Annotated in this window: 13 protein-coding genes; 5 read left to right on the top strand and 8 right to left on the bottom strand. The window is 33.5% G+C overall.

The window, feature by feature from the left end; genetic code table 11:
* Positions 1-320: 320 nt before the first annotated feature.
* The 5 genes from rpsA to lon all read right to left on the bottom strand — a co-directional run bounded on the left by rpsA (position 321) and on the right by lon (position 8,288).
* Positions 321-2,099 carry a 30S ribosomal protein S1 gene (rpsA, locus tag AP058_RS08480; RefSeq protein WP_066309190.1) on the bottom strand — a complete coding sequence of 593 codons (1,779 nt, stop codon included), beginning with the start codon at positions 2,097-2,099 and terminating at the stop codon, positions 321-323.
* 400 nt (positions 2,100-2,499) lie between these two features.
* Positions 2,500-3,876: a nucleoside permease gene (locus AP058_RS08475; RefSeq protein ID WP_066309188.1), complete on the bottom strand. Its 1,377-nt coding sequence runs from the start codon at positions 3,874-3,876 to the stop codon at positions 2,500-2,502.
* 68 nt (positions 3,877-3,944) lie between these two features.
* Positions 3,945-4,637, bottom strand: coding sequence for a (d)CMP kinase (cmk, locus tag AP058_RS08470; RefSeq protein ID WP_066309183.1), 693 nt, complete (start codon positions 4,635-4,637; stop codon positions 3,945-3,947).
* A 26-nt stretch (positions 4,638-4,663) separates the two neighbouring features.
* Positions 4,664-5,683, bottom strand: coding sequence for a type IX secretion system protein PorQ (gene porQ / locus AP058_RS08465; RefSeq protein WP_066309589.1), 1,020 nt, complete (start codon positions 5,681-5,683; stop codon positions 4,664-4,666).
* 151 nt (positions 5,684-5,834) lie between these two features.
* Entirely contained in the window at positions 5,835-8,288 is a 2,454-nt protein-coding gene (lon, locus tag AP058_RS08460; protein WP_066309182.1) for an endopeptidase La, read from the bottom strand.
* A gap of 315 nt (positions 8,289-8,603) precedes the next feature.
* On the opposite strand from lon, the gene AP058_RS08455 reads away from it, so the two are divergent.
* From AP058_RS08455 to AP058_RS08440, 4 genes are all read left to right on the top strand, one after another.
* Positions 8,604-9,182, top strand: a complete 579-nt coding sequence (locus tag AP058_RS08455; RefSeq protein WP_066309175.1) for an RNA polymerase sigma factor — start codon at positions 8,604-8,606, stop codon at positions 9,180-9,182.
* 64 nt (positions 9,183-9,246) lie between these two features.
* Positions 9,247-9,783 carry an anti-sigma factor gene (locus tag AP058_RS08450; RefSeq protein ID WP_066309171.1) on the top strand — a complete coding sequence of 179 codons (537 nt, stop codon included), beginning with the start codon at positions 9,247-9,249 and terminating at the stop codon, positions 9,781-9,783.
* On the top strand, positions 9,767-10,828 hold the full coding sequence (locus tag AP058_RS08445) for a hypothetical protein (RefSeq protein ID WP_066309588.1): 1,062 nt from the start codon (positions 9,767-9,769) through the stop codon (positions 10,826-10,828). The genes AP058_RS08450 and AP058_RS08445 overlap by 17 nt, the downstream gene beginning before the upstream one ends.
* Positions 10,829-10,843: 15 nt before the next feature.
* Positions 10,844-11,578, top strand: coding sequence for a head GIN domain-containing protein (locus AP058_RS08440; RefSeq protein WP_066309169.1), 735 nt, complete (start codon positions 10,844-10,846; stop codon positions 11,576-11,578).
* A 32-nt stretch (positions 11,579-11,610) separates the two neighbouring features.
* Here AP058_RS08440 and AP058_RS08435 read toward each other — a convergent pair whose 3' ends face one another.
* The 3 genes from AP058_RS08435 to gyrA all read right to left on the bottom strand — a co-directional run bounded on the left by AP058_RS08435 (position 11,611) and on the right by gyrA (position 16,937).
* Positions 11,611-12,936 carry an MFS transporter gene (locus tag AP058_RS08435; RefSeq protein WP_066309167.1) on the bottom strand — a complete coding sequence of 442 codons (1,326 nt, stop codon included), beginning with the start codon at positions 12,934-12,936 and terminating at the stop codon, positions 11,611-11,613.
* A 110-nt stretch (positions 12,937-13,046) separates the two neighbouring features.
* Positions 13,047-14,318, bottom strand: coding sequence for a tetratricopeptide repeat protein (locus AP058_RS08430; protein WP_066309163.1), 1,272 nt, complete (start codon positions 14,316-14,318; stop codon positions 13,047-13,049).
* A 36-nt stretch (positions 14,319-14,354) separates the two neighbouring features.
* Positions 14,355-16,937, bottom strand: coding sequence for a DNA gyrase subunit A (gene gyrA / locus AP058_RS08425; RefSeq protein WP_066309160.1), 2,583 nt, complete (start codon positions 16,935-16,937; stop codon positions 14,355-14,357).
* Between the two features lie 257 nt (positions 16,938-17,194).
* On the opposite strand from gyrA, the gene AP058_RS08420 reads away from it, so the two are divergent.
* The gene (locus AP058_RS08420; protein WP_066309158.1) at positions 17,195-19,741 is read left to right on the top strand and encodes an ATP-dependent Clp protease ATP-binding subunit; all 2,547 of its coding nucleotides are present in this window, start codon (positions 17,195-17,197) and stop codon (positions 19,739-19,741) included.
* The last annotated feature ends 35 nt before the right edge of the window (positions 19,742-19,776 follow it).

Here is a 19,776-nt window from a genome sequence, read left to right as displayed (position 1 = left end):
AACGTTTTTTTTACGCTATAATTAAAAGAGTTGCGCTGCAAGTAAACTTTCTTGTTGTCATCATATCCTACAATTAAATCAAAAGCTTTTGGTGTCTCTATTATGGTTGAACCTAGCATTTTTAATTATTTGTTGTTTGTAGCCTAAGAATATGATTTTACAGACTTCACTCATTGTTTTACACTAAAGAATTCTTCTAAAAATATAGTCCATAGCCCAGATTCATCCTTCGATTTTCTTTTGCATCAAGTTTATTAAAAAAAGCACATAAAAAAAGCCTCGCAATTTGCGAGGCTTTATTATTTAGATAAACTGGAGAATTATTTTTTCTCAGTTTTTTCCATTTTAGCTTTCAATGCAGCTAATACATCATTGCTATCTCCTAAAGTCGCAGCTGGTGCGTTTGAAGATGAGTTAGATGAATTATTGTCAGATGCACTTTTCACATTTTTTTCTTCTTCTTCACGGAAGATAGCAGTGTGAGATGCAACTACTCTTTTGAATTCTTTATTGAATTCGATTACTTTGAAATCAGCAGCTTCACCTTTTTTCAATTTCTTTCCGTCTTCTTTTTCAAGGTGACGAGTAGGAATGAATGCAACGATATCATCACCGAATTCTACAGTAGCTCCTTTGTCAACAATTTCAGAAATTTCACCGTTGTGGATAGTTCCTACAGCGAAAGAATCTTCGTATTGATCCCAAGGATTAGGAGTAGTTTGTTTATGACCCAAAGATAATTTACGTCCGTCAACATCTAATTCTAATACAACTACATCTAATTTTTCACCAACATTTACAAATTCAGATGGGTGTTTGATTTTCTTAGTCCAAGAAAGGTCAGAAATGTAGATTAATCCATCAATTCCTTCTTCTAATTCTACGAAAATACCAAAGTTTGTAAAGTTTCTAACGATACCAGAATGTTTAGAACCTACTGGATATTTAGTTGTAATATCTGTCCATGGATCTTGAGATAATTGTTTGATACCTAATGACATCTTACGATCGTCTCTGTCTAATGTTAAAATTTGAGCTTCAACAATATCACCTACTTTTACGAAATCTTGAGCAGAACGTAAATGAGTTGACCATGACATTTCTGAAACGTGAATTAAACCTTCAACACCTTCAGCAACTTCGATAAATGCACCGTAATCAGCGATTACAACTACTTTACCTTTAACTTTATCTCCAACAGCTAAGTTAGCATCTAAAGCATCCCATGGGTGAGCGTTTAATTGTTTCAATCCTAATTGAATTCTTGTTTTTTCGTCATCGAAATCAAGAATTACAACGTTTAATTTTTGGTCTAATTCAAGAACTTCAGATGGGTGGTTAATTCTTGACCAAGAAAGGTCAGTAATGTGAATCAATCCATCAACACCACCTAAATCAATAAAGACACCGTAAGAAGTAATGTTTTTAACAACACCTTCTAATACTTGTCCTTTTTGTAATTGACCAATGATTTCTTTTTTCTGTACTTCAATATCAGCTTCGATAAGCGCTTTGTGAGATACAACAACGTTTTTGAATTCGTGGTTAATTTTTACCACTTTAAATTCCATCATTTTGTTCACATAAACATCGTAGTCTCTAATTGGCTTAACGTCAATTTGAGAACCTGGTAAGAAAGCTTCAATACCGAAAACGTCAACGATCATACCACCTTTAGTTCTGCATTTTACAAAACCATTAACGATTTCTCCTGTTTCGTTTGCAGCAATAACTCTATCCCAAGACTTAATAGTACGTGCTTTTCTGTGAGATAATACTAATTGACCTGTTTTATCCTCACGGATGTCAATTAATACTTCAACAGTATCACCAACTTTTAAATTTGGGTTGTAACGGAATTCGTTTAGAGAAATAACACCTTCAGATTTAGCATTGATATCAACGATAACGTCTCTATCAGTAATTCTAATAACAGTACCATCTACTACTTCTTCTTGATCAGTAGCGATGAATGTTTTTGATACTAATTCTTCAAACTCTTTTAAGTTTTGTGCATCTACAGCATCAATTCCTTCTTCGAAATTGTGCCAGTTAAAATTTGCTAAAAACTCTTCTTGTGATTTTACTTGTTCAGACATGCTGATAAAAAATTTGTATTCTGTTTTCTCTCGTGTTTCTTAATGCGGCAGAAAAATACAGAAGTTGTTTACATAAATTGTTGATTCCTAATAGAAACGCTATCCGCTAAAAGGACTGCAAAAGTAATTCATTTTAATGAAACTACAAAACATTTACACAATGTTAATAGTCTGTAAATCAACAATTAATTACATTTTTATGTTTTGTTGGTATAAGAAAGCTAATTAGGAGCAGTAGATCAGCGTTTTATCTTTTAATACCAGTTCGCTTTAAACTTTTTCTTTGAGCTACGTTTCAAGGATATTGGCTCTAACGGGACTAAAGACTAGTAATAATTTGTATTCACAAGCAAAAAAAAACCGACACATAAAGGATCGGTTTATAATTTATAGGTAGCAATCAATGACTTAAATTTTCAATCTCTTTAGGGTCGTGTTCATGTTTAAATAAAATTGCAAACGCTATAGCAATAACCAAAGCGTAAGCTGCAAAAGACAACCAGATAGTATGCCAATCTTTCATTAAGATTTCTCTACTAAAAATACCGTCGGCAGAAATAGCATTTCCTTGACTTTTTATAAATGCTACCATTTTAGAATTGGTAGATTCCGTTTCTAAAAATCCTGCTAATTCAGTGGTATTCGAAAATGATTTTGTAAAAAAACGATCGATCGCCCAACCAGAAGTAAAACTTCCTAAAATTGCACCTACTCCATTGGTCATCATCATAAATAATCCTTGTGCAGACGAGCGAATTTTAGAGTCCGTGTTGGTTTCTACAAATAAAGAACCCGAAATATTAAAGAAATCAAATGCCATACCGTACACAATACACGATAAAACGATCATCCAAAGCCCACCAACGGGATCTCCGTATGCAAATAATCCAAAGCGCAAAACCCAAGCCAACATACTAATTAGCATAACATGTTTTATTCCGAATCGTTTTAAGAAAAATGGAATTGCCAATATAAACAAGGTTTCAGAAACTTGAGAAATTGACATTATGATAGTCGAATACTCAATTACAAAAGAATCAGCATATTTAGGAAAGTGCTTGAATTCATCTAAAAATACGTCACCATATGCATTTGTCAATTGTAAAGCACCTCCTAAAAACATTGAAAAAACAAAAAACAAAGCCATTTTGTAATTTCCAAACAATTTAAATGCTTCTAAACCTAACGTTTCAGTTAGTGTTGCATTTTCTTTGGTTAATCGTTGTGGTTTACATTTGGGTAATGTAAAAGAGTAGATTCCTAAAATTAAAGCACCGATTCCAGCGATATAAAACTGAAATTCAGTTGACTTGCTTCCTGATAAATTGGTAATCCACATGGCTACAATAAACCCTATTGTTCCCCAAACTCGAATAGGTGGAAAATCTTTTACGACATCTTTATTACTTAATTTTAAAGAAGTGTAGGAAATTGAATTACTTAATGCAATAGTTGGCATGTAAAAACACATGGCCAATAACATAATATAAATGAAGTTTTCGGGCGTGGTTACCGTCGGAATGTAAAATAAAACCCCTGCGTACAAGATGTGCAATACACCATATAATTTTTCGGCATTAACCCATCGGTCTGCTAAAATTCCTGTTAGCGTCGGCATGAATAAGGAAGCAATTCCCATGGTACTAAAAACCAATCCGAATTGTGTCCCATCCCAATTTTTTGTTCCAAACCAATAATTTGCAATTGTTATAAGCCAAGCTCCCCAAACAAAAAATTGCAGAAAACTCATTATGGTTAATCTATTTTTAATCCCCATCTGTTGAATTATTGATTTTGAAAAATAAGGTTGTAAAACTACTCTTTTATAAAATAGTTATAAAAATTTTAATCTGTTTTAACAGTATCTTTTATTATTTCTAAGACAGTTTGAAATTGTTCTTCTCTAGTAAGATACGAATTGTCAATTTCAATAGCATCATCTGCAATAATCAATGGCGAATCTTCGCGGTGTGTATCAATATGATCCCGTTCTACTACATTTTGTAACACTTCTTCATAAGAGACTTCATCTCCTTTTTGCATTAATTCATCGTAACGACGCTGTGCACGAGTATCAGCACTTGCGGTCATGAATATTTTCACTTCGGCATCCGGAAAAACGACTGTACCTATATCACGTCCGTCCATTACTATCGCTTTGCTTTTTCCCATTTCCTGCTGTTGCTCCACTAATTTTGCTCTAACTTCAGAAACTTCAGCGACTTTACTTACATAACTTGAAACTTCAATAGTACGAATTGCTGTTTCAACATTGATTCCGTTTAAATACATTTCGGCATAGCCTAAATCAGAATTAAACTGAAATTCTAATTTAATTTCTGGCAAACTATCAATTAGTAATTCTTTATCAAAATGAGTAGCGTTTATAAACTCCTTTTGCATAGCAAATAAAGCTACAGCGCGGTACATCGCGCCTGTATCAACATATACATAAGACAATTCTTTAGCGAGTTGTTTGGCTAAAGTACTTTTACCGGTAGACGAAAAACCGTCTATTGCAATGGTTATTTTTTTCAAAATGAAATGATTTATTTTTTATTTATTTATTGAAAATTCATAGTTAAACCAAACAAACTTGTGTTAGCTGCTAATGTATAGCGAGAATAAGAATAATTGAATTTTAGTTTGTTTAATTTTAGTCCAAAACCCAAAGAAACGCCAGAAAAATTACGTTGATCGACTATTTTTAACTCTTCTGACCTCCTAAAGTTATAGCCAACCCTTAAATTTATGGCTTTCTTAGGAAACAATTCTACACCTATAATGGTATGACGAATGACATTGCTTAAAAAGCCGACTTTTTCATCGGTTGAAGTTCCGTCCAAATTATTTACGGATCGATTGGGATTCGAAAAAGCAATGTTCCATTGTTGTAAGTTCTCGAAGGTTAAATGCCAACGAATAGGAACGTGTTCTAATTCTTGTGAAACTCCAGCAACAATTTCTAGTGGTAATTTTTCGTGAATTCCAGAATAGGTTTTAAATTGAGTTCCTAAATTACGTATGACTACTCCCCAATTGATATCGTTTTTTGTATCAATATAAATTAGTCCTAAATCTACCGCACCACCAATTGAGTTATAACTTTCTAATGTAGATGTAATTATTTTTGCACTTGCACCGAGGTATAAGTCTGTGTAAGGTAGGTTGTAAGCGTAACCTACCGAAAGCGCGGCTTCACTTCCTGTAAAATTTGCTGTGGCTTGGCCAGTTTCATCATAGCCTTCAAAATTACCATAATTAACGTAAGTCACACCAGCCTGAAAAGTTTGTAAATGGCGGTCGTATGTGTACGCATAAGACGCAGTTCCGTACGTTACTTCTCCGTAATAATTACTATAATTAATCGCAAAATTATTATCCATTTCTGCGTTTAAAGTAGCGGGATTAAAGAGAACCTGATTGACATCATCATCATAAAGCGTAATGACTTTACCGCCCAGTGCCGCTTGTCGCGGAGAAGTCATTAGGTTTAAAAACTGATAGGTATATTTCCCTCCTATTTGTCCGTAAGAAATCGAACAAAAAAGCAGTGTAAGAAACAATATCGTTTTTTTAACCATATTTTGTATGACTTTAAAAGCATTAAAATGCAGTTGCGAAGATAAAATTATTAAATGAAAAATGACTACAACCAAAACACAAATAAAAAACCAAATTCCGAACTAAATGAATCTTCAGCTCGGAATTTGGATTACAGAAAAGCAATTAATTTTACTTTAATTCTTTTGCATTTTTTACTTTTTGGTTGGTCAATGCCAAAGTCAGCACTTCACTCATTTCCTTCACATAATGAAATGTAAGGCCTTCTAAATATTCGGGTTTAATTTCATCAATATCACTTTTATTTTCATGACATAAAATTAACTCTTTGATGTTAGCACGTTTCGCAGCTAAGATTTTCTCCTTAATTCCGCCAACTGGTAAAACTTTCCCGCGTAGGGTAATTTCCCCTGTCATGGCAATGTGTTTCTTAACTTTAGTTTGCGTTAGCAGCGAAACTAAGCATGTTAACATTGCAATTCCTGCGCTTGGTCCATCTTTTGGAGTTGCTCCTTCTGGAACGTGAATATGAATGTTGTATTTTTGAAATAATTCAATACTCAAACCTAACGATTTCGCATTAGCTTTAATATATTCTAGTGCAATAGTAGCCGACTCTTTCATTACATTTCCAAGGTTTCCGGTCACGCTCAGTGTTCCTTTTCCTTCAGAAATTAAAGATTCAATAAACAAAATATCACCACCTACGCTTGTCCAAGCCAAACCGGTAACTACTCCCGCAACGTCATTGCTTTCGTATTTATCACGCTCTAATCTTGGTACGCCAAGGACTTTGATAATATCTTCGTCTGTAACTTTTTTATTGTATTCCTCCTCCATCGCTACCGACTTTGCAGCATTACGAATAACTTGAGCCAACTTATTTTCTAAATTACGAACTCCAGATTCACGTGTATATCCTTCGACAATTTTCTCCAACTGTTTTTTACCAATTGTCAAATCTTTATTTGTCAAACCATGAGCCGATAAAACTTTAGGAAATAAATGTCTCTTAGCGATCTCAATCTTTTCTTCAATCGTGTAGCCCGACATTTTAATCACTTCCATTCTATCTTTCAATGCAGGCTGAATATTGGCCATATTGTTAGAAGTAGCAATAAACATCACCTTAGATAAATCGTATCCCATTTCAAGGAAATTATCATAAAAAGCATTGTTTTGTTCTGGATCCAAGACCTCCAGTAAAGCAGATGATGGATCACCATTATGACTGCTTGACAACTTATCAATTTCATCTAAAACAAAAACAGGATTCGATGTTCCTGCTTTTTTCAAGCTCTGAATAATTCTTCCTGGCATCGCTCCGATATAGGTTTTTCTATGTCCACGAATTTCGGCTTCATCACGCAAACCACCCAGTGAAATACGAACATATTCACGACCTAATGCTTCGGCAACTGAACGTCCTATTGACGTTTTACCAACTCCAGGAGGTCCTGTTAAACAAATAATTGGCGATTTCATGTCATTTCGCAATTTTAAAACTGCTAAATGCTCAATCATTCTTTTTTTAACTTCTTCTAATCCAAAATGATCTTTATCTAAAACCTTTTGGGCGTATTTCAAGTCAAATTTATCTTTAGAATATTCTCCCCACGGCAGTTCTAAAAATAATTCTAAATAATTGCGTTGAATTCCATAATCCGGAGATTGTGGGTTCATACGACGAATTTTAGACAATTCTTTTTCGAAGTGTTTTTCCGTTTTTTCGTCCCATTTTTTAGATTTAGCCTTGATTCCCATTTCATCAATTTCCTCTTCTTGCGAAACGCCACCCAATTCTTCTTGAATGGTTTTCATTTGCTGATGTAAGAAGTACTCTCTTTGCTGTTGGTCTAAATCAAAACGGACTTTAGATTGAATATCATTTTTAAGTTCCAGTTTCTGCAACTCAATATTCATGTAACGCAAAGTTTCAAAAGCTCTTTCTTTCAAGTCATTTATAGACAATAAACCTTGCTTGTCTTTTACAGACAGATTCATGTTAGAAGAAATGAAATTGATTAAAAACGATTTGCTTTCAATATTTTTTATAGCAAAAGTTGCCTCAGAAGGAATACTCGGACTTTCTTTTATAATTTGAATGGCCAGCTCTTTAACTGATTCTAAAACAGCAGTAAATTCAGTATCTGTTTCTTCCGGACGTGTTTCAACCACATTTTTCACATTTGCAGTGATGTACGGTTCTTCCGTAAGAACTTCCGAAATTTCAAAACGTTTTTTTCCTTGCAGAATCACTGTGATGTTTCCGTCAGGCATTTTTAGAACGCGTAAAATACGAGCTACAGTTCCAACTTTATGGATATCATTTTTGGTTGGATCCTCGACATCTTCATCAATTTGTGAAACCACACCGATAATTTTATCACCGGCATTAGCATCATTAATTAATTGAATTGATTTGTCTCTTCCAGCAGAAATCGGAATTACAACACCAGGAAAAAGAACCGTATTGCGCAAAGGCAAAATAGGCAAAGTAACCGGTAATTCTTCGTTGTTCATTTCCTCCTCGTCTTCTGGAGTTAATAACGGTATTAATTCGGCTTCAGAATCAAATTCCTGAAGTGACAGATTGTCAATGGTAAGTATTTTATGATTTGACATAGTATAATAAAGGTCGTTTTGTCATTAAAAGTTATAAAAGCAAGTGATAAAAGATAAGATTTAATCGTGCTTTACTGAAAACACGAACTTAAGCTAATTTTTTTATACAGCCTTTAAAAGAGACAATCATTATGCCAAAAGAGTCGATTTAATTTTATAGTTAGGAATGAAAATAGTACCAAATGAGTATTTAAATTTTATACTTTGCAGTTAAAAAAGAACTACTGAATTTTAAATTGATAATTAAAAAAATATTTTCAGTAATACTGTAACATTAAAAAAAAATAACGGTCTATATAATAAACCAATCATCGTTTGAGCATAAACAGTCAAAATATTGAAGATTTAATCATTCTTTGTAAACAGAAAAATCAAAAGGCACAATTTGAAGTGTATAATCGATATTCTAAAGCAATGTATAATGTTGCATATCGCATTGTAAAAGATGAACATTTTGCACAGGATGTAATGCAAGAAGCTTTTTTAAAGGCATTTACCAAAATTGATACATTTAAAGAGGAGGTAACTTTTGGAGCTTGGTTAAAGAAAATTGTAATTAATTATAGTATCGATTTTTACAAGAAAAACAATCGTTTTCAATTAGAAGATTTAGGCACCACAGTTCAAAAGGTTGAAGATGACGCATCATTCTTCATTGACAACTTAGATCTAGACAGCTTGAAAATAAGTAATGTTTTTGATAGTATTTTAAATTTAAAGGACAATTATAGAATGGTTTTGACTTTGTTTTATATAGAAGGTTATGATCATGAAGAAATTAGCGAGATTCTTAAAATTACCAATGCAAACTGTCGAACGACCTTAAATAGAGCTAAAAATACTTTGCGGAAAAAATTAGAGGAATTAGATAGAATAACTAAACCTTGTTTTTAAAGAAGAAAATAATCCATTATAATACCGAAATTAAAAATGAATTCTAAAAATAAATTTTAGATATATGAAAAAGGAAAAAATAAATTTAGAACAGGTTTTTGAGAAATTTGAATCGCAGTGGGATTTTAAGGAACTGAATAAGGAACATGATTTAGATTTTATGAATCGATTGAGTTCTAAGTCCAAGAAGAAAAGCTATACGTTTTCTTTTGCCATTGCCGCTTCTATCGCGATTTTAATTGGCTTTTCATTGTTTTACCAACCTGTTGAAAAACAAAATGACTTGCAATTTGCTTCTAAGGAAACCAAACGAACCGATTCTATTTTTACAGTTTTAATAGAAAATCAATTGATTGTGTTGAAAGAAAAAAAATCAAATGAAAATCAGAAAATTGTTGCAGATGCACTGAAGCAGATGAAAGTTTTGGATGCAGATTATGAGAAAATAGTTGTTGAATTACAAAAAAATGGTGAGAGCAAACAAATAATTTATGCACTAATTAGCAATTTTCAAACTCGAATTTCTTTTTTACAGGAAGTTTTGAAACGAATTGATGAAAATGAAAAACTTAATGAAGAACTCCATGAGAAGACAATTTAACCTAGTTTTTATGACCATACTTCTTCCCTTTTTTACCATAGCCAATACTGGTAATTGGGCGGTTACCAAGCAAAAAACTATAAAAAAAACCTATTTAGTTAATTCCGATGCAGGAATCACAATTGATAATAAATACGGTAATATTTCGGTAACCACTTGGAATGAAGATAAGATTGATTTGGATATAATTATTAAAGTAAGCGGAAACAAAGAAAGTTGGGTAAACGAACGCATTAATACTATTGATGTTACGATTAACGCTTTAAAGTCGATGGTTTCTGCTCAAACCGAATTCGGAAATTTAAACAATAATAGTAGTCGTACTAATAGTTTTGAGATCAATTATGTGATCAAAATTCCAAAAAACGGATCGATTAAGCTCAATAATAAATATGGCAACATTACGATCTCAAATGCTGAATCGAGCACAGACATTTTCTGTAAATACGGAAAAATTAATTTAGGAAAATTGAATGGAACTAAAAATACAATTCAAATTGAATACTGTAACGATTCTAACATTGACTATATAAAATCAGGGGCGATAATTGCTAAATATTCGGACTTTCAAATTACGACAAGTGATAAGTTAGAACTACTTTCTGATTATACCGATGTGAACATTCAAAATGTAGATAATTTAAGATACACAAGTAAATACGGTACAATCAAAATTAATTCGGTACGAAATCTGGATGCAATTAGCAATTACCTTACTTTAAGAGTTGACGAGTTAAGAGATCAATTTAAAATTACTGCAAAGTATAGTGAAATCAAAGTTGGAATCATAAATGCCATTGCATCAAATGTTACTATTAATGCTGCTTACACTGATATTTCTTTAGGTTTTCAATCTAATTATCCGTTTGATTTTGCTGTAGATACAAAGTACAGCAACTTTAAGTATGGATCTGAATTAGAATTTAATTCGAAAGATGAAAGTAATAATTCTAAGTCTTATCAAGGTTTTTATAAAAAAAAGGGGATCAATAAACTTAGCATTGCATCCAGTTACGGAAATGTATCATTAATCAAAAAACAATAATTTAAATCAATCAACATGAAAAAGTTAACACTATTAATTGCAGTTTGCACGTTATTTTTAGCAATGAATGCTCAGGCACAATGGTCTTCAAAAAATAAAATTAAGGGAAATGGAAATTTGATTACTGAAACGCGAAAGACTGCAACCTATGATCAAGTAAAAGTAGCAGGATTTTTTGATGTCGATTTAGTTTCTGGAAAAGAAGGTGTTATACTTTTAGAAGGGGAAGATAATTTATTGCCACATGTTAAAATTGAAGTTGAAGGAAATGTGTTGAAAATTTTTACCGATAAAAATAGCAATATTAGTACAAGTAACGGAAAAACAATTCGCATCACAGTACCTTTTGAGGTTATTTCAGCAGTAGAATTGGTAGGTTCGGGAGATGTGGTATCAAAACACACAATTAAAGCAGAGTCTTTTACAGCGAAATTAACGGGTTCCGGTGATTTAAAACTAGCTGTAGATGCACAAAGTACAGCCATTATCTTGGCAGGTTCCGGCGATATAGCTATTACAGGAACAACTGAATCTTTAATGAGCAAATTATCTGGATCTGGAGACCTAACTACCACTAATTTAAAGGCAAAAATTGCACAAGTCACTGTTGCTGGCTCAGGAGATTTAACGCTTTTTTGTTCTGAAAATTTAACTGCAAGAGTCACAGGTTCTGGTTCAATAAAATACAAAGGTAATCCCGAAAAAAGAGATACGAATGTTTCTGGATCTGGAAGTATTTCAAAAATTTAATAAGCAAACTATTTATTCGTGAAGGTGTTTTATTAATTTAAAACGCCTTTTTTTGGCACTCGTCTCAATAAAATAATCGCTATCAGAAAAAACACTCCTAAGAAAACAATAGCTAATCGTGGACTTCCTGTAATTTGATCGATGATACCGTAGACTGACATTCCAATCACGATTCCTATTTTTTCTGCGACATCATAAAAGCTAAAAAACGAAGTTGTATCTTTTGTTTCGGGTAATAGCTTTGAATACGTGGAACGTGATAAAGACTGAATTCCGCCCATTACAAAACCAGCGACGGAGGCCATGATGTAAAAATGAATTGGCAAACTAATAAAAAAAGCGAAACCACAAAACACCAGCCAAATGCAGTTGATAACAATTAAAGTTGGAATATTTCCAAACTTCTCTGAAGCTCTAGAAGTCAGTAGCGCACCTAGAACTGCTACAAATTGAATCAACAAAATACAAATTATTAAACCGGTGGTTCCTTCTTCTTTAGATGACCATTCAATTTCTTGTGCGCCAAAATAAGTAGCAACAAGCATTACGGTTTGTACCGCCATACTGGATACAAAAAAACCGCCCAAGTATCGTTTTAAAGCAATGTTTTCTTTTAGTAGAGCCCAAACTTTTTTAAGCTCTTTAAATCCATTAAAGATAAATGCTTTGGATAATTTTTCATCACTCTTTCTATTTCCGTTAGGCATGTAATAATATGTGTATTGACTAAACAAAATCCACCAAATTCCGACCATAATAAAAGAGTAACGCATTGCTTTCATTGCTGCTTCTCCTTTGGTGCCAGTAATTCCAAAAGTGTCGGGCATCATAATCATCGCTAAATTGACAATTAGTAATAAAACACTTCCTATATAGCCTAGAGAATATCCTTTGGCACTAATGCGATCTTGTTGCTCTGGAAACGCAATATCGGGTAAATACGAGTTGTAAAAAACTAAACTTCCCCAGTAGCCAATTAAACCTAAAAAATAAAACAGTAGGCCGATGTAAATATTGTCTAGACTAAACCAAAATAAACCGATACAGGAAAAAGCTCCTAAGTAGCAGAAAAATTTTAAAAAAGACTTCTTATTACCGACATAATCTGCAATTCCAGACAGTAGAGGCGAAATAAAAGCGACCATCAAAAAGGCGAATGCGGTTACAAAACTTATTAAAGCGGAGTTTTTTAAGCTCAACCCAAAGACGGATATGTAGTGCGATCGATCTGAAAATAAAGCCTCGTAAAAAATTGGAAAAACTGCTGAAGCAATTGTCAAAGTGTAAACCGAATTTGCCCAATCATAAAAAGCCCATGCGTTTAGTAATTTTTTATCTCCTTTAGGTAACTCAGCCATAATAGTTTTAGGTTTGTGAAATTAGATGTCATATCGAATTTAAAAATAAATAAAAAAGGTTAAGAAATGCGAACATACCTTAACCTTTTTAATATTTTTTAAAATAATTCTTATTCTAGTTTGGCTTTCAAAGCAGTAGCTTCTGCTTTCATTTCTAAAGCTCTATAAACGCTTAATAAAGTTTCAGATGCTCCAGCATTTTTAGGATCTAAATCAACTGCTTTTTTAAGGAAAGGAATGGTACTTTTAAAGATTGCTTCTCTTTTCTTCTTTAGCACATCGTAACGAGCCATATCTTTAGATGAAGTTCCCAATTTATTCATTTCATCAATAATTGGTTTTTCGTCTTCCAATTTAAGTGCTGCCAAATTCACATATGCATTGGCATAATTTGGATCAATTTCCATTGCTTTCAAATAGTATTTTTCAGCATCCGGAAAATTTTTCGCATTATAACTAATTACTCCTAAGTTATAAACTAAATCAGCATTGTTAGGATCAGCTACTAAAGCCTCACCAACTAATTTTTTGTATGTTTCGAAGTCCTCAGTTTCTAAGTATAGGTTTGCTTCTGTTAAAATTAAAGAGCTGTCTTCTGGGTTTGCTTTTCTAGCATCAACAATTTCTTTTTTAGCTTCTTCAATCTTTCCTTTTTGCACTAAAATAAGAGCAATATTTTTATAAATTTCTCCTCTTTTTGAAGGTACTTTTTCAGTGGTAGGTTTTTCGTGCGTACCCAATTTAATTGCCATATCGCGTTGGTTTGCAGTAGTAAAACCATCCTCAGTTCCAGATACTTTATTTACTGCCAAGTAAGAAGTTCCTTTACCTGAATAATTTAACCTTTTTAACTCCTCATACATCGTCAAAGCAGTATCATAATCGCCAGCATTAATAAAAGTAGATGCAGCATAATACAAATTGATAGTATCTTTTTTATCTAATAAATAAGCATCATTTAATTTTTTTGCTCCCTCTTTGCTTTTGTTTGACTGTGTGTCAGCAATTGCACTATTGATCAATTTACCTTTAATTTCGGTAATTGAGGCCGCTGCTTGATTAGAATACTTCAATTTACCAGATGTTTTTTCAACTTCTAATAGTTTTTTATACGCATCTGCAGATAACGAAAGATACTTCCCTTCTTCTACACCTTTATTAGCTACATCCAAGTATGCATTTCCTTTTACAAAATAATACTGTGCCTGCTCTGTGTCTTTAGCGTTTACTACCATGTTTTCAGCATCATTTAAAATAGAAATAGCTCCTTGAGCATCTCCATTTTTCAATGATTTTTCAGCACTTTTAATTTGATCTTTTTGAGCAAAACTAGCTACTGAAATTAGTAAGGCTGACGCCATTATTGCAACTTTATTTTTCATACTTTTTAATTTATGTTCAACGTTTATTTAAAAATTTTATTCTTCAGATGATTCCGCTTCAGGAGTTTCATTAGATTCTTCTCCTAATTCTTCTGATTCTGATGCTTCATTTATTTCTTGACCTTCAGTTAATTCGGCAATAAGTTCTTCTTCATCATCTTTCATTACTTTCGCTACAGCTGCAATCGAATCGTTTCCTTTAATGTTAATTAAACGAACTCCTTGAGTTGCACGCCCCATAACTCGTAAGTCATCTACTGCCATACGAATGGTTAATCCTGATTTATTGATAATCATTAGGTCATCAACATCAGTAACCGCATTAATTGAAATTAGGGCGCCAGTTTTATCAGTAATGTTAAGTGTTTTAACTCCTTTACCACCGCGGTTAGTAATTCTGTACACATCTACGCCATCTTCATCTACAATCTTGCTACGTTTTCCGTACCCTTTTTCTGTAACTACTAAAAGTTGTGTGTTATTGATATCGTCTTTATTAACAGAAACCATACCAATCACTTCATCTTTATCGTCCTGCAACGTAATTCCGCGAACTCCAGAGGCTGTTCTTCCCATCGGACGTGTTTTACTTTCTTCAAAACGAACCAATTTACCAGATTTAACGGCAATTAAAATTTGACTTTCTCCGTTGGTTAATTTTGCTCCTAGTAATTCATCATCTTCTTTAATTGTAATTGCAGCAACTCCATTGACTCTTGGACGAGAATACTGTTCTAATGACGTCTTTTTTACTTGACCTTTTTTGGTCACCATAATTACGTTATGAGAATTGATGTATTCTTGATCTTTAAGATCTTGTGTACAAATAAATGCTTTCACTTTATCATCACTTTCAATGTTGATTAAGTTTTGAATGGCTCTTCCTTTTGCAGTTTTACTTCCTTCTGGAATTTCATAAACACGCATCCAGAAACATTTTCCTTTTTGAGTAAAGAACATCATGTATTGGTGGTTGGTAGCCACAAACATATGTTCTAAGAAGTCTTGATCACGAGTACCAGCACTTTTTTGACCAACTCCTCCTCTATTTTGGGTTTTGTATTCGCTTAAGTTGGTACGTTTAATGTATCCCGCGTGTGAAATCGTAATCACTACATTTTCATCAGCAATTAAATCTTCAATACTTACATCGCCTCCGGCGTACTCTATAGTCGAGCGGCGTTCATCTCCGTATTTATCACGAATTTCAATTAATTCTTCCATAATTAAAGCCGTTCTTAAATTTACATCTGCTAGCAAAGCTTTCAAATGTTCGATCAACTTCATTAACTCTTCGTATTCTGTTCTTAACTTGTCTTGTTCTAGACCTGTTAATTGACGCAAACGCATTTCTACAATTGCTCTAGCTTGAATGTCAGAAAGTTTAAATCTTTCGATTAATTTCTCACGTGCTTCTTCTGTGTTTTTAGAACTACGAATTAACGCAATTACTTCGTCTATATTGTCTGAAGCAATAATTAAACCTTCTAAAATATGCGCTCTTTCCTCGGCTTTACGTAATTCAAATTGTGTTCTACGAACTACAACATCATGGCGGTGCTCGATAAAATAGTGAATCATGTCTTTTAGATTCAACATTTGTGGACGCCCTTTAACTAGCGCAATGTTGTTGACACTAAAAGAAGATTGTAATTGTGTGTATTTATATAAAGTATTTAAAACAACATTTGGCGTTGCGTCACGTTTTAAGATGTAAACGATACGCATTCCATTTCTATCCGATTCGTCACGGATGTTGGCAATACCCTCTATTTTTTTCTCATTTACCAAGTCTGCAGTACGCTTAATCATGTCTGCTTTATTCACTTGATACGGAATTTCGGTTGCAATGATGCATTCTCTTCCGTCTACTTCTTCAAAACCAACTTTCGCACGCATCACAATACGTCCTCTACCCGTTTTAAAAGCTTCACGAACACCATCATAACCATATATTACACCTCCAGTAGGAAAATCAGGTGCTTTGATAAAGTTCATTAACTCATCAATTTCGATGTCATTATTATCTAAAAACGCTAACGTTCCATCAATAACTTCCGTAAGGTTGTGTGGTGGCATATTGGTCGCCATTCCAACAGCAATACCTGTTGCTCCATTTATCAATAAGGTAGGGACACGCGTTGGCATTACCTTTGGCTCATATAAAGTATCATCAAAGTTCAATTGAAAATCAACTGTTTCTTTTTCTATATCTGCCATTATTTCTTCCGAAATTTTACGCATTCTAGCTTCAGTATAACGCATTGCTGCAGGACTATCGCCATCGACAGAACCAAAGTTACCTTGGCCATCCACTAATAAATAACGTAAACTCCATTCTTGTGCCATACGTACCATGGCATCATAAACAGAAGTATCTCCGTGTGGGTGATACTTACCTAATACTTCTCCAACAATTCTAGCAGATTTTTTATGGGCTTTATTTGAAAAAACTCCTAAATCGTACATCCCGTATAAAACTCTACGATGCACCGGTTTTAAGCCATCTCTAACATCAGGAAGTGCTCGTGATACAATTACAGACATCGAATAATCGATGTACGCTGATTTCATTTCATCTTCTATGTTAATAGGAATTAACTTTTCTCCTTCAGACATAAGTTGTTATATTAAATAATTATTTTAGTTTCAAAACGTGCCAATATACGGATTTTTAAAATTTTTAGGCCTATTTTACTACACTTATTTAAATGTTTTATCAACAACTTTTCTTAGGTTACTCGTTAATAAATTAAGTACTGTTTAACGTAGATTTTGCCTTTTTTTTCGTCTATTAGCTGACAGCGTTTCCTGACGGGTACGGTTTTTGTTTTTGAAACAGTAATTCACTAAATTTACAATACCAACAATATATTATGGACGACAATTTTTCACCAAGAGTAAAAGACGTTATTACGTATAGTAAAGAAGAAGCTTTGCGTTTGGGTCACGACTTTATAGGTACCGAACACTTAATGCTAGGCATTTTACGAGACGGTAACGGAAAAGCAATTAGTATCCTAAATAACCTTGATGTTGATTTGGACCATTTGCGTAGAAAAGTCGAAATACTAAGTCCTGCCAACGTAACCGCCGAACCTAGCGTCGAGAAGAAAAACTTACACTTAACACGCCAAGCTGAAAGAGCGCTAAAAACAACTTTTCTAGAAGCAAAAGTATTTCAAAGCACCTCTATAAGCACTGCGCATTTGCTGTTGTGTATTTTAAGAAATGAAAACGATCCCACAACCAAGTTGCTTCATAAACTAAAAATAGATTATGATGTAGCTAAAGAACAATACTTAAATATGACTCCAAACGAAGAAGAATTTTTAGAAAACTTGCCTCGAAATGAATCGTATAACGATGATGCAGGACAAGATGACAGTCTTAAAGAAGGTAATTTTAATAATCCAGCCAATAAGTCTAACAAGAAATCTAAAACACCGGTTTTAGATAACTTTGGGAGAGATTTAACAGAAATGGCCGAAGAAGGAAAATTAGATCCTGTGGTAGGACGTGAGAAAGAAATTGAACGTGTTTCTCAAATTTTAAGTCGTAGAAAGAAAAACAATCCTTTGCTTATTGGTGAACCGGGTGTTGGAAAATCTGCTATTGCTGAAGGTTTGGCTTTGCGTATCATTCAGAAAAAAGTTTCACGTATTTTATTTAACAAACGCGTGGTAACTTTAGATTTAGCAAGTTTAGTAGCTGGAACTAAATACAGAGGACAGTTTGAAGAGCGAATGAAAGCGGTAATGAATGAATTGGAAAAGAATGATGATATTATCCTTTTTATTGACGAAATTCATACCATTGTTGGCGCTGGTGGCGCAACAGGTTCTTTAGATGCATCCAACATGTTTAAACCGGCACTATCTAGAGGAGAGATTCAATGTATTGGAGCGACTACCTTAGACGAGTACCGTCAGTATATTGAAAAAGACGGTGCTTTAGAAAGACGTTTCCAAAAAGTAATTGTTGAACCTACTTCGGTAGAAGAAACTATTACTATTTTGAATAATATTAAAGAGAAATATGAAGATCACCATAATGTGATTTATACGCCAGAAGCTATTGAGGCTTGTGTAAAATTGACTAATCGTTACATGTCGGAACGTTTCTTGCCAGACAAAGCTATTGATGCATTAGACGAAGCTGGATCACGTGTACACATTACAAATATTGATGTTCCAAAGCAAATTTTAGATTTAGAGCGTCAGTTAGAAGATGTTCGCGAATTGAAAAATGTAGTAGTCAAAAAGCAAAAATATGAGGAAGCAGCCAAACTTAGAGATGATGAAAAACGCATCGAAAAAGAATTAGCAATTGCTCAAGAACAATGGGAAGAAGATTCTAAAAATAATAGAATTGAAGTTACCGAAGATAATGTTGCCGATGTAGTTTCTATGATGACCGGTATTCCGGTAAATCGTATTGCACAAACAGAAAGTAACAAGTTGGCAAAATTACCAGAACTAATACAAGCTAAGGTTATTGGGCAAAATGAAGCGGTGTTAAAAATTGCCCGATCTATTCAAAGAAATAGAGCGGGTCTTAAAGATCCTAATAAACCAATTGGTTCGTTTATTTTCTTGGGTCAAACGGGTGTTGGTAAAACACAATTGGCAAAAGTTCTAGCTAGAGAATTATTTGATTCTGAAGATGCATTAGTTCGTATTGACATGAGCGAATACATGGAGAAATTTGCAATTTCTCGCTTAGTTGGTGCACCTCCAGGATATGTTGGTTATGAAGAAGGTGGTCAGTTAACCGAAAAAGTTCGAAGAAAACCTTACAGTGTAGTGCTTTTGGATGAGATTGAAAAAGCACATCCAGACGTATTTAATATGATGTTACAAGTTTTAGATGACGGTTATTTGACTGATAGTTTAGGACGAAAAATTGATTTTAAGAATACTATTATCATTATGACATCTAATGTTGGAGCGCGTCAGTTGAAAGATTTTGGACAAGGAGTTGGTTTTGGAACTTCTGCAAGGGCAGCCCAAGCGGATGAGAATTCGAAAAGTATTATTGAAAATGCTTTGAAAAAAACGTTTGCTCCTGAGTTCTTGAATAGAATTGACGATGTAATTGTATTTAATGCTTTAGAGAAACATGATATCGATTTGATTATTGAAATCGAATTGAAAAAATTATATTCTCGTGTTGCAGAATTGGGGTACAAATTAAATTTAACCGATACCGCAAAAGCTTTTATTGCAGACAAAGGATTTGATAAACAATTTGGAGCAAGACCCTTAAAAAGAGCGATTCAGAAATATGTTGAAGATATTTTGGCTGAAGAAATTATCACTTCAAAAATTGGAGTTGGTGATGAAATCTTAATCGATTTGAATGAAGAGGACAAAGAACTTACTGTAAACGTAAAAAAAGCTGAAGAGCCTTCTAATCAATAAATAAAAATTGTTTTATAACAGAGTCTATGCCCCCG

Source organism: Flavobacterium sp. TAB 87 (genome assembly GCF_001529295.1).
Lineage (GTDB): Bacteria > Bacteroidota > Bacteroidia > Flavobacteriales > Flavobacteriaceae > Flavobacterium.
The sequence above is the reverse complement of the archived record's forward strand: the minus strand, read 5'-3'. Positions and strand labels throughout refer to the sequence as shown.

Bases quoted from the DNA above. Each gene is read 5' to 3' on its own strand.
- AP058_RS08450 (WP_066309171.1), top strand. From the start codon at position 9,247: ATGAAAAAGGAAAAAATAAATTTAGAACAGGTTTTTGAGAAATTTGAA.
- AP058_RS08445 (WP_066309588.1), top strand. From the start codon at position 9,767: ATGAGAAGACAATTTAACCTAGTTTTTATGACCATACTTCTTCCCTTT.
- AP058_RS08440 (WP_066309169.1), top strand. From the start codon at position 10,844: ATGAAAAAGTTAACACTATTAATTGCAGTTTGCACGTTATTTTTAGCA.
- porQ (WP_066309589.1), bottom strand. From the start codon at position 5,683: ATGGTTAAAAAAACGATATTGTTTCTTACACTGCTTTTTTGTTCGATT.
- AP058_RS08475 (WP_066309188.1), bottom strand. From the start codon at position 3,876: ATGGGGATTAAAAATAGATTAACCATAATGAGTTTTCTGCAATTTTTT.
- lon (WP_066309182.1), bottom strand. From the start codon at position 8,288: ATGTCAAATCATAAAATACTTACCATTGACAATCTGTCACTTCAGGAA.
- AP058_RS08420 (WP_066309158.1), top strand. From the start codon at position 17,195: ATGGACGACAATTTTTCACCAAGAGTAAAAGACGTTATTACGTATAGT.
- AP058_RS08430 (WP_066309163.1), bottom strand. From the start codon at position 14,318: ATGAAAAATAAAGTTGCAATAATGGCGTCAGCCTTACTAATTTCAGTA.
- rpsA (WP_066309190.1), bottom strand. From the start codon at position 2,099: ATGTCTGAACAAGTAAAATCACAAGAAGAGTTTTTAGCAAATTTTAAC.
- AP058_RS08435 (WP_066309167.1), bottom strand. From the start codon at position 12,936: ATGGCTGAGTTACCTAAAGGAGATAAAAAATTACTAAACGCATGGGCT.
- gyrA (WP_066309160.1), bottom strand. From the start codon at position 16,937: ATGTCTGAAGGAGAAAAGTTAATTCCTATTAACATAGAAGATGAAATG.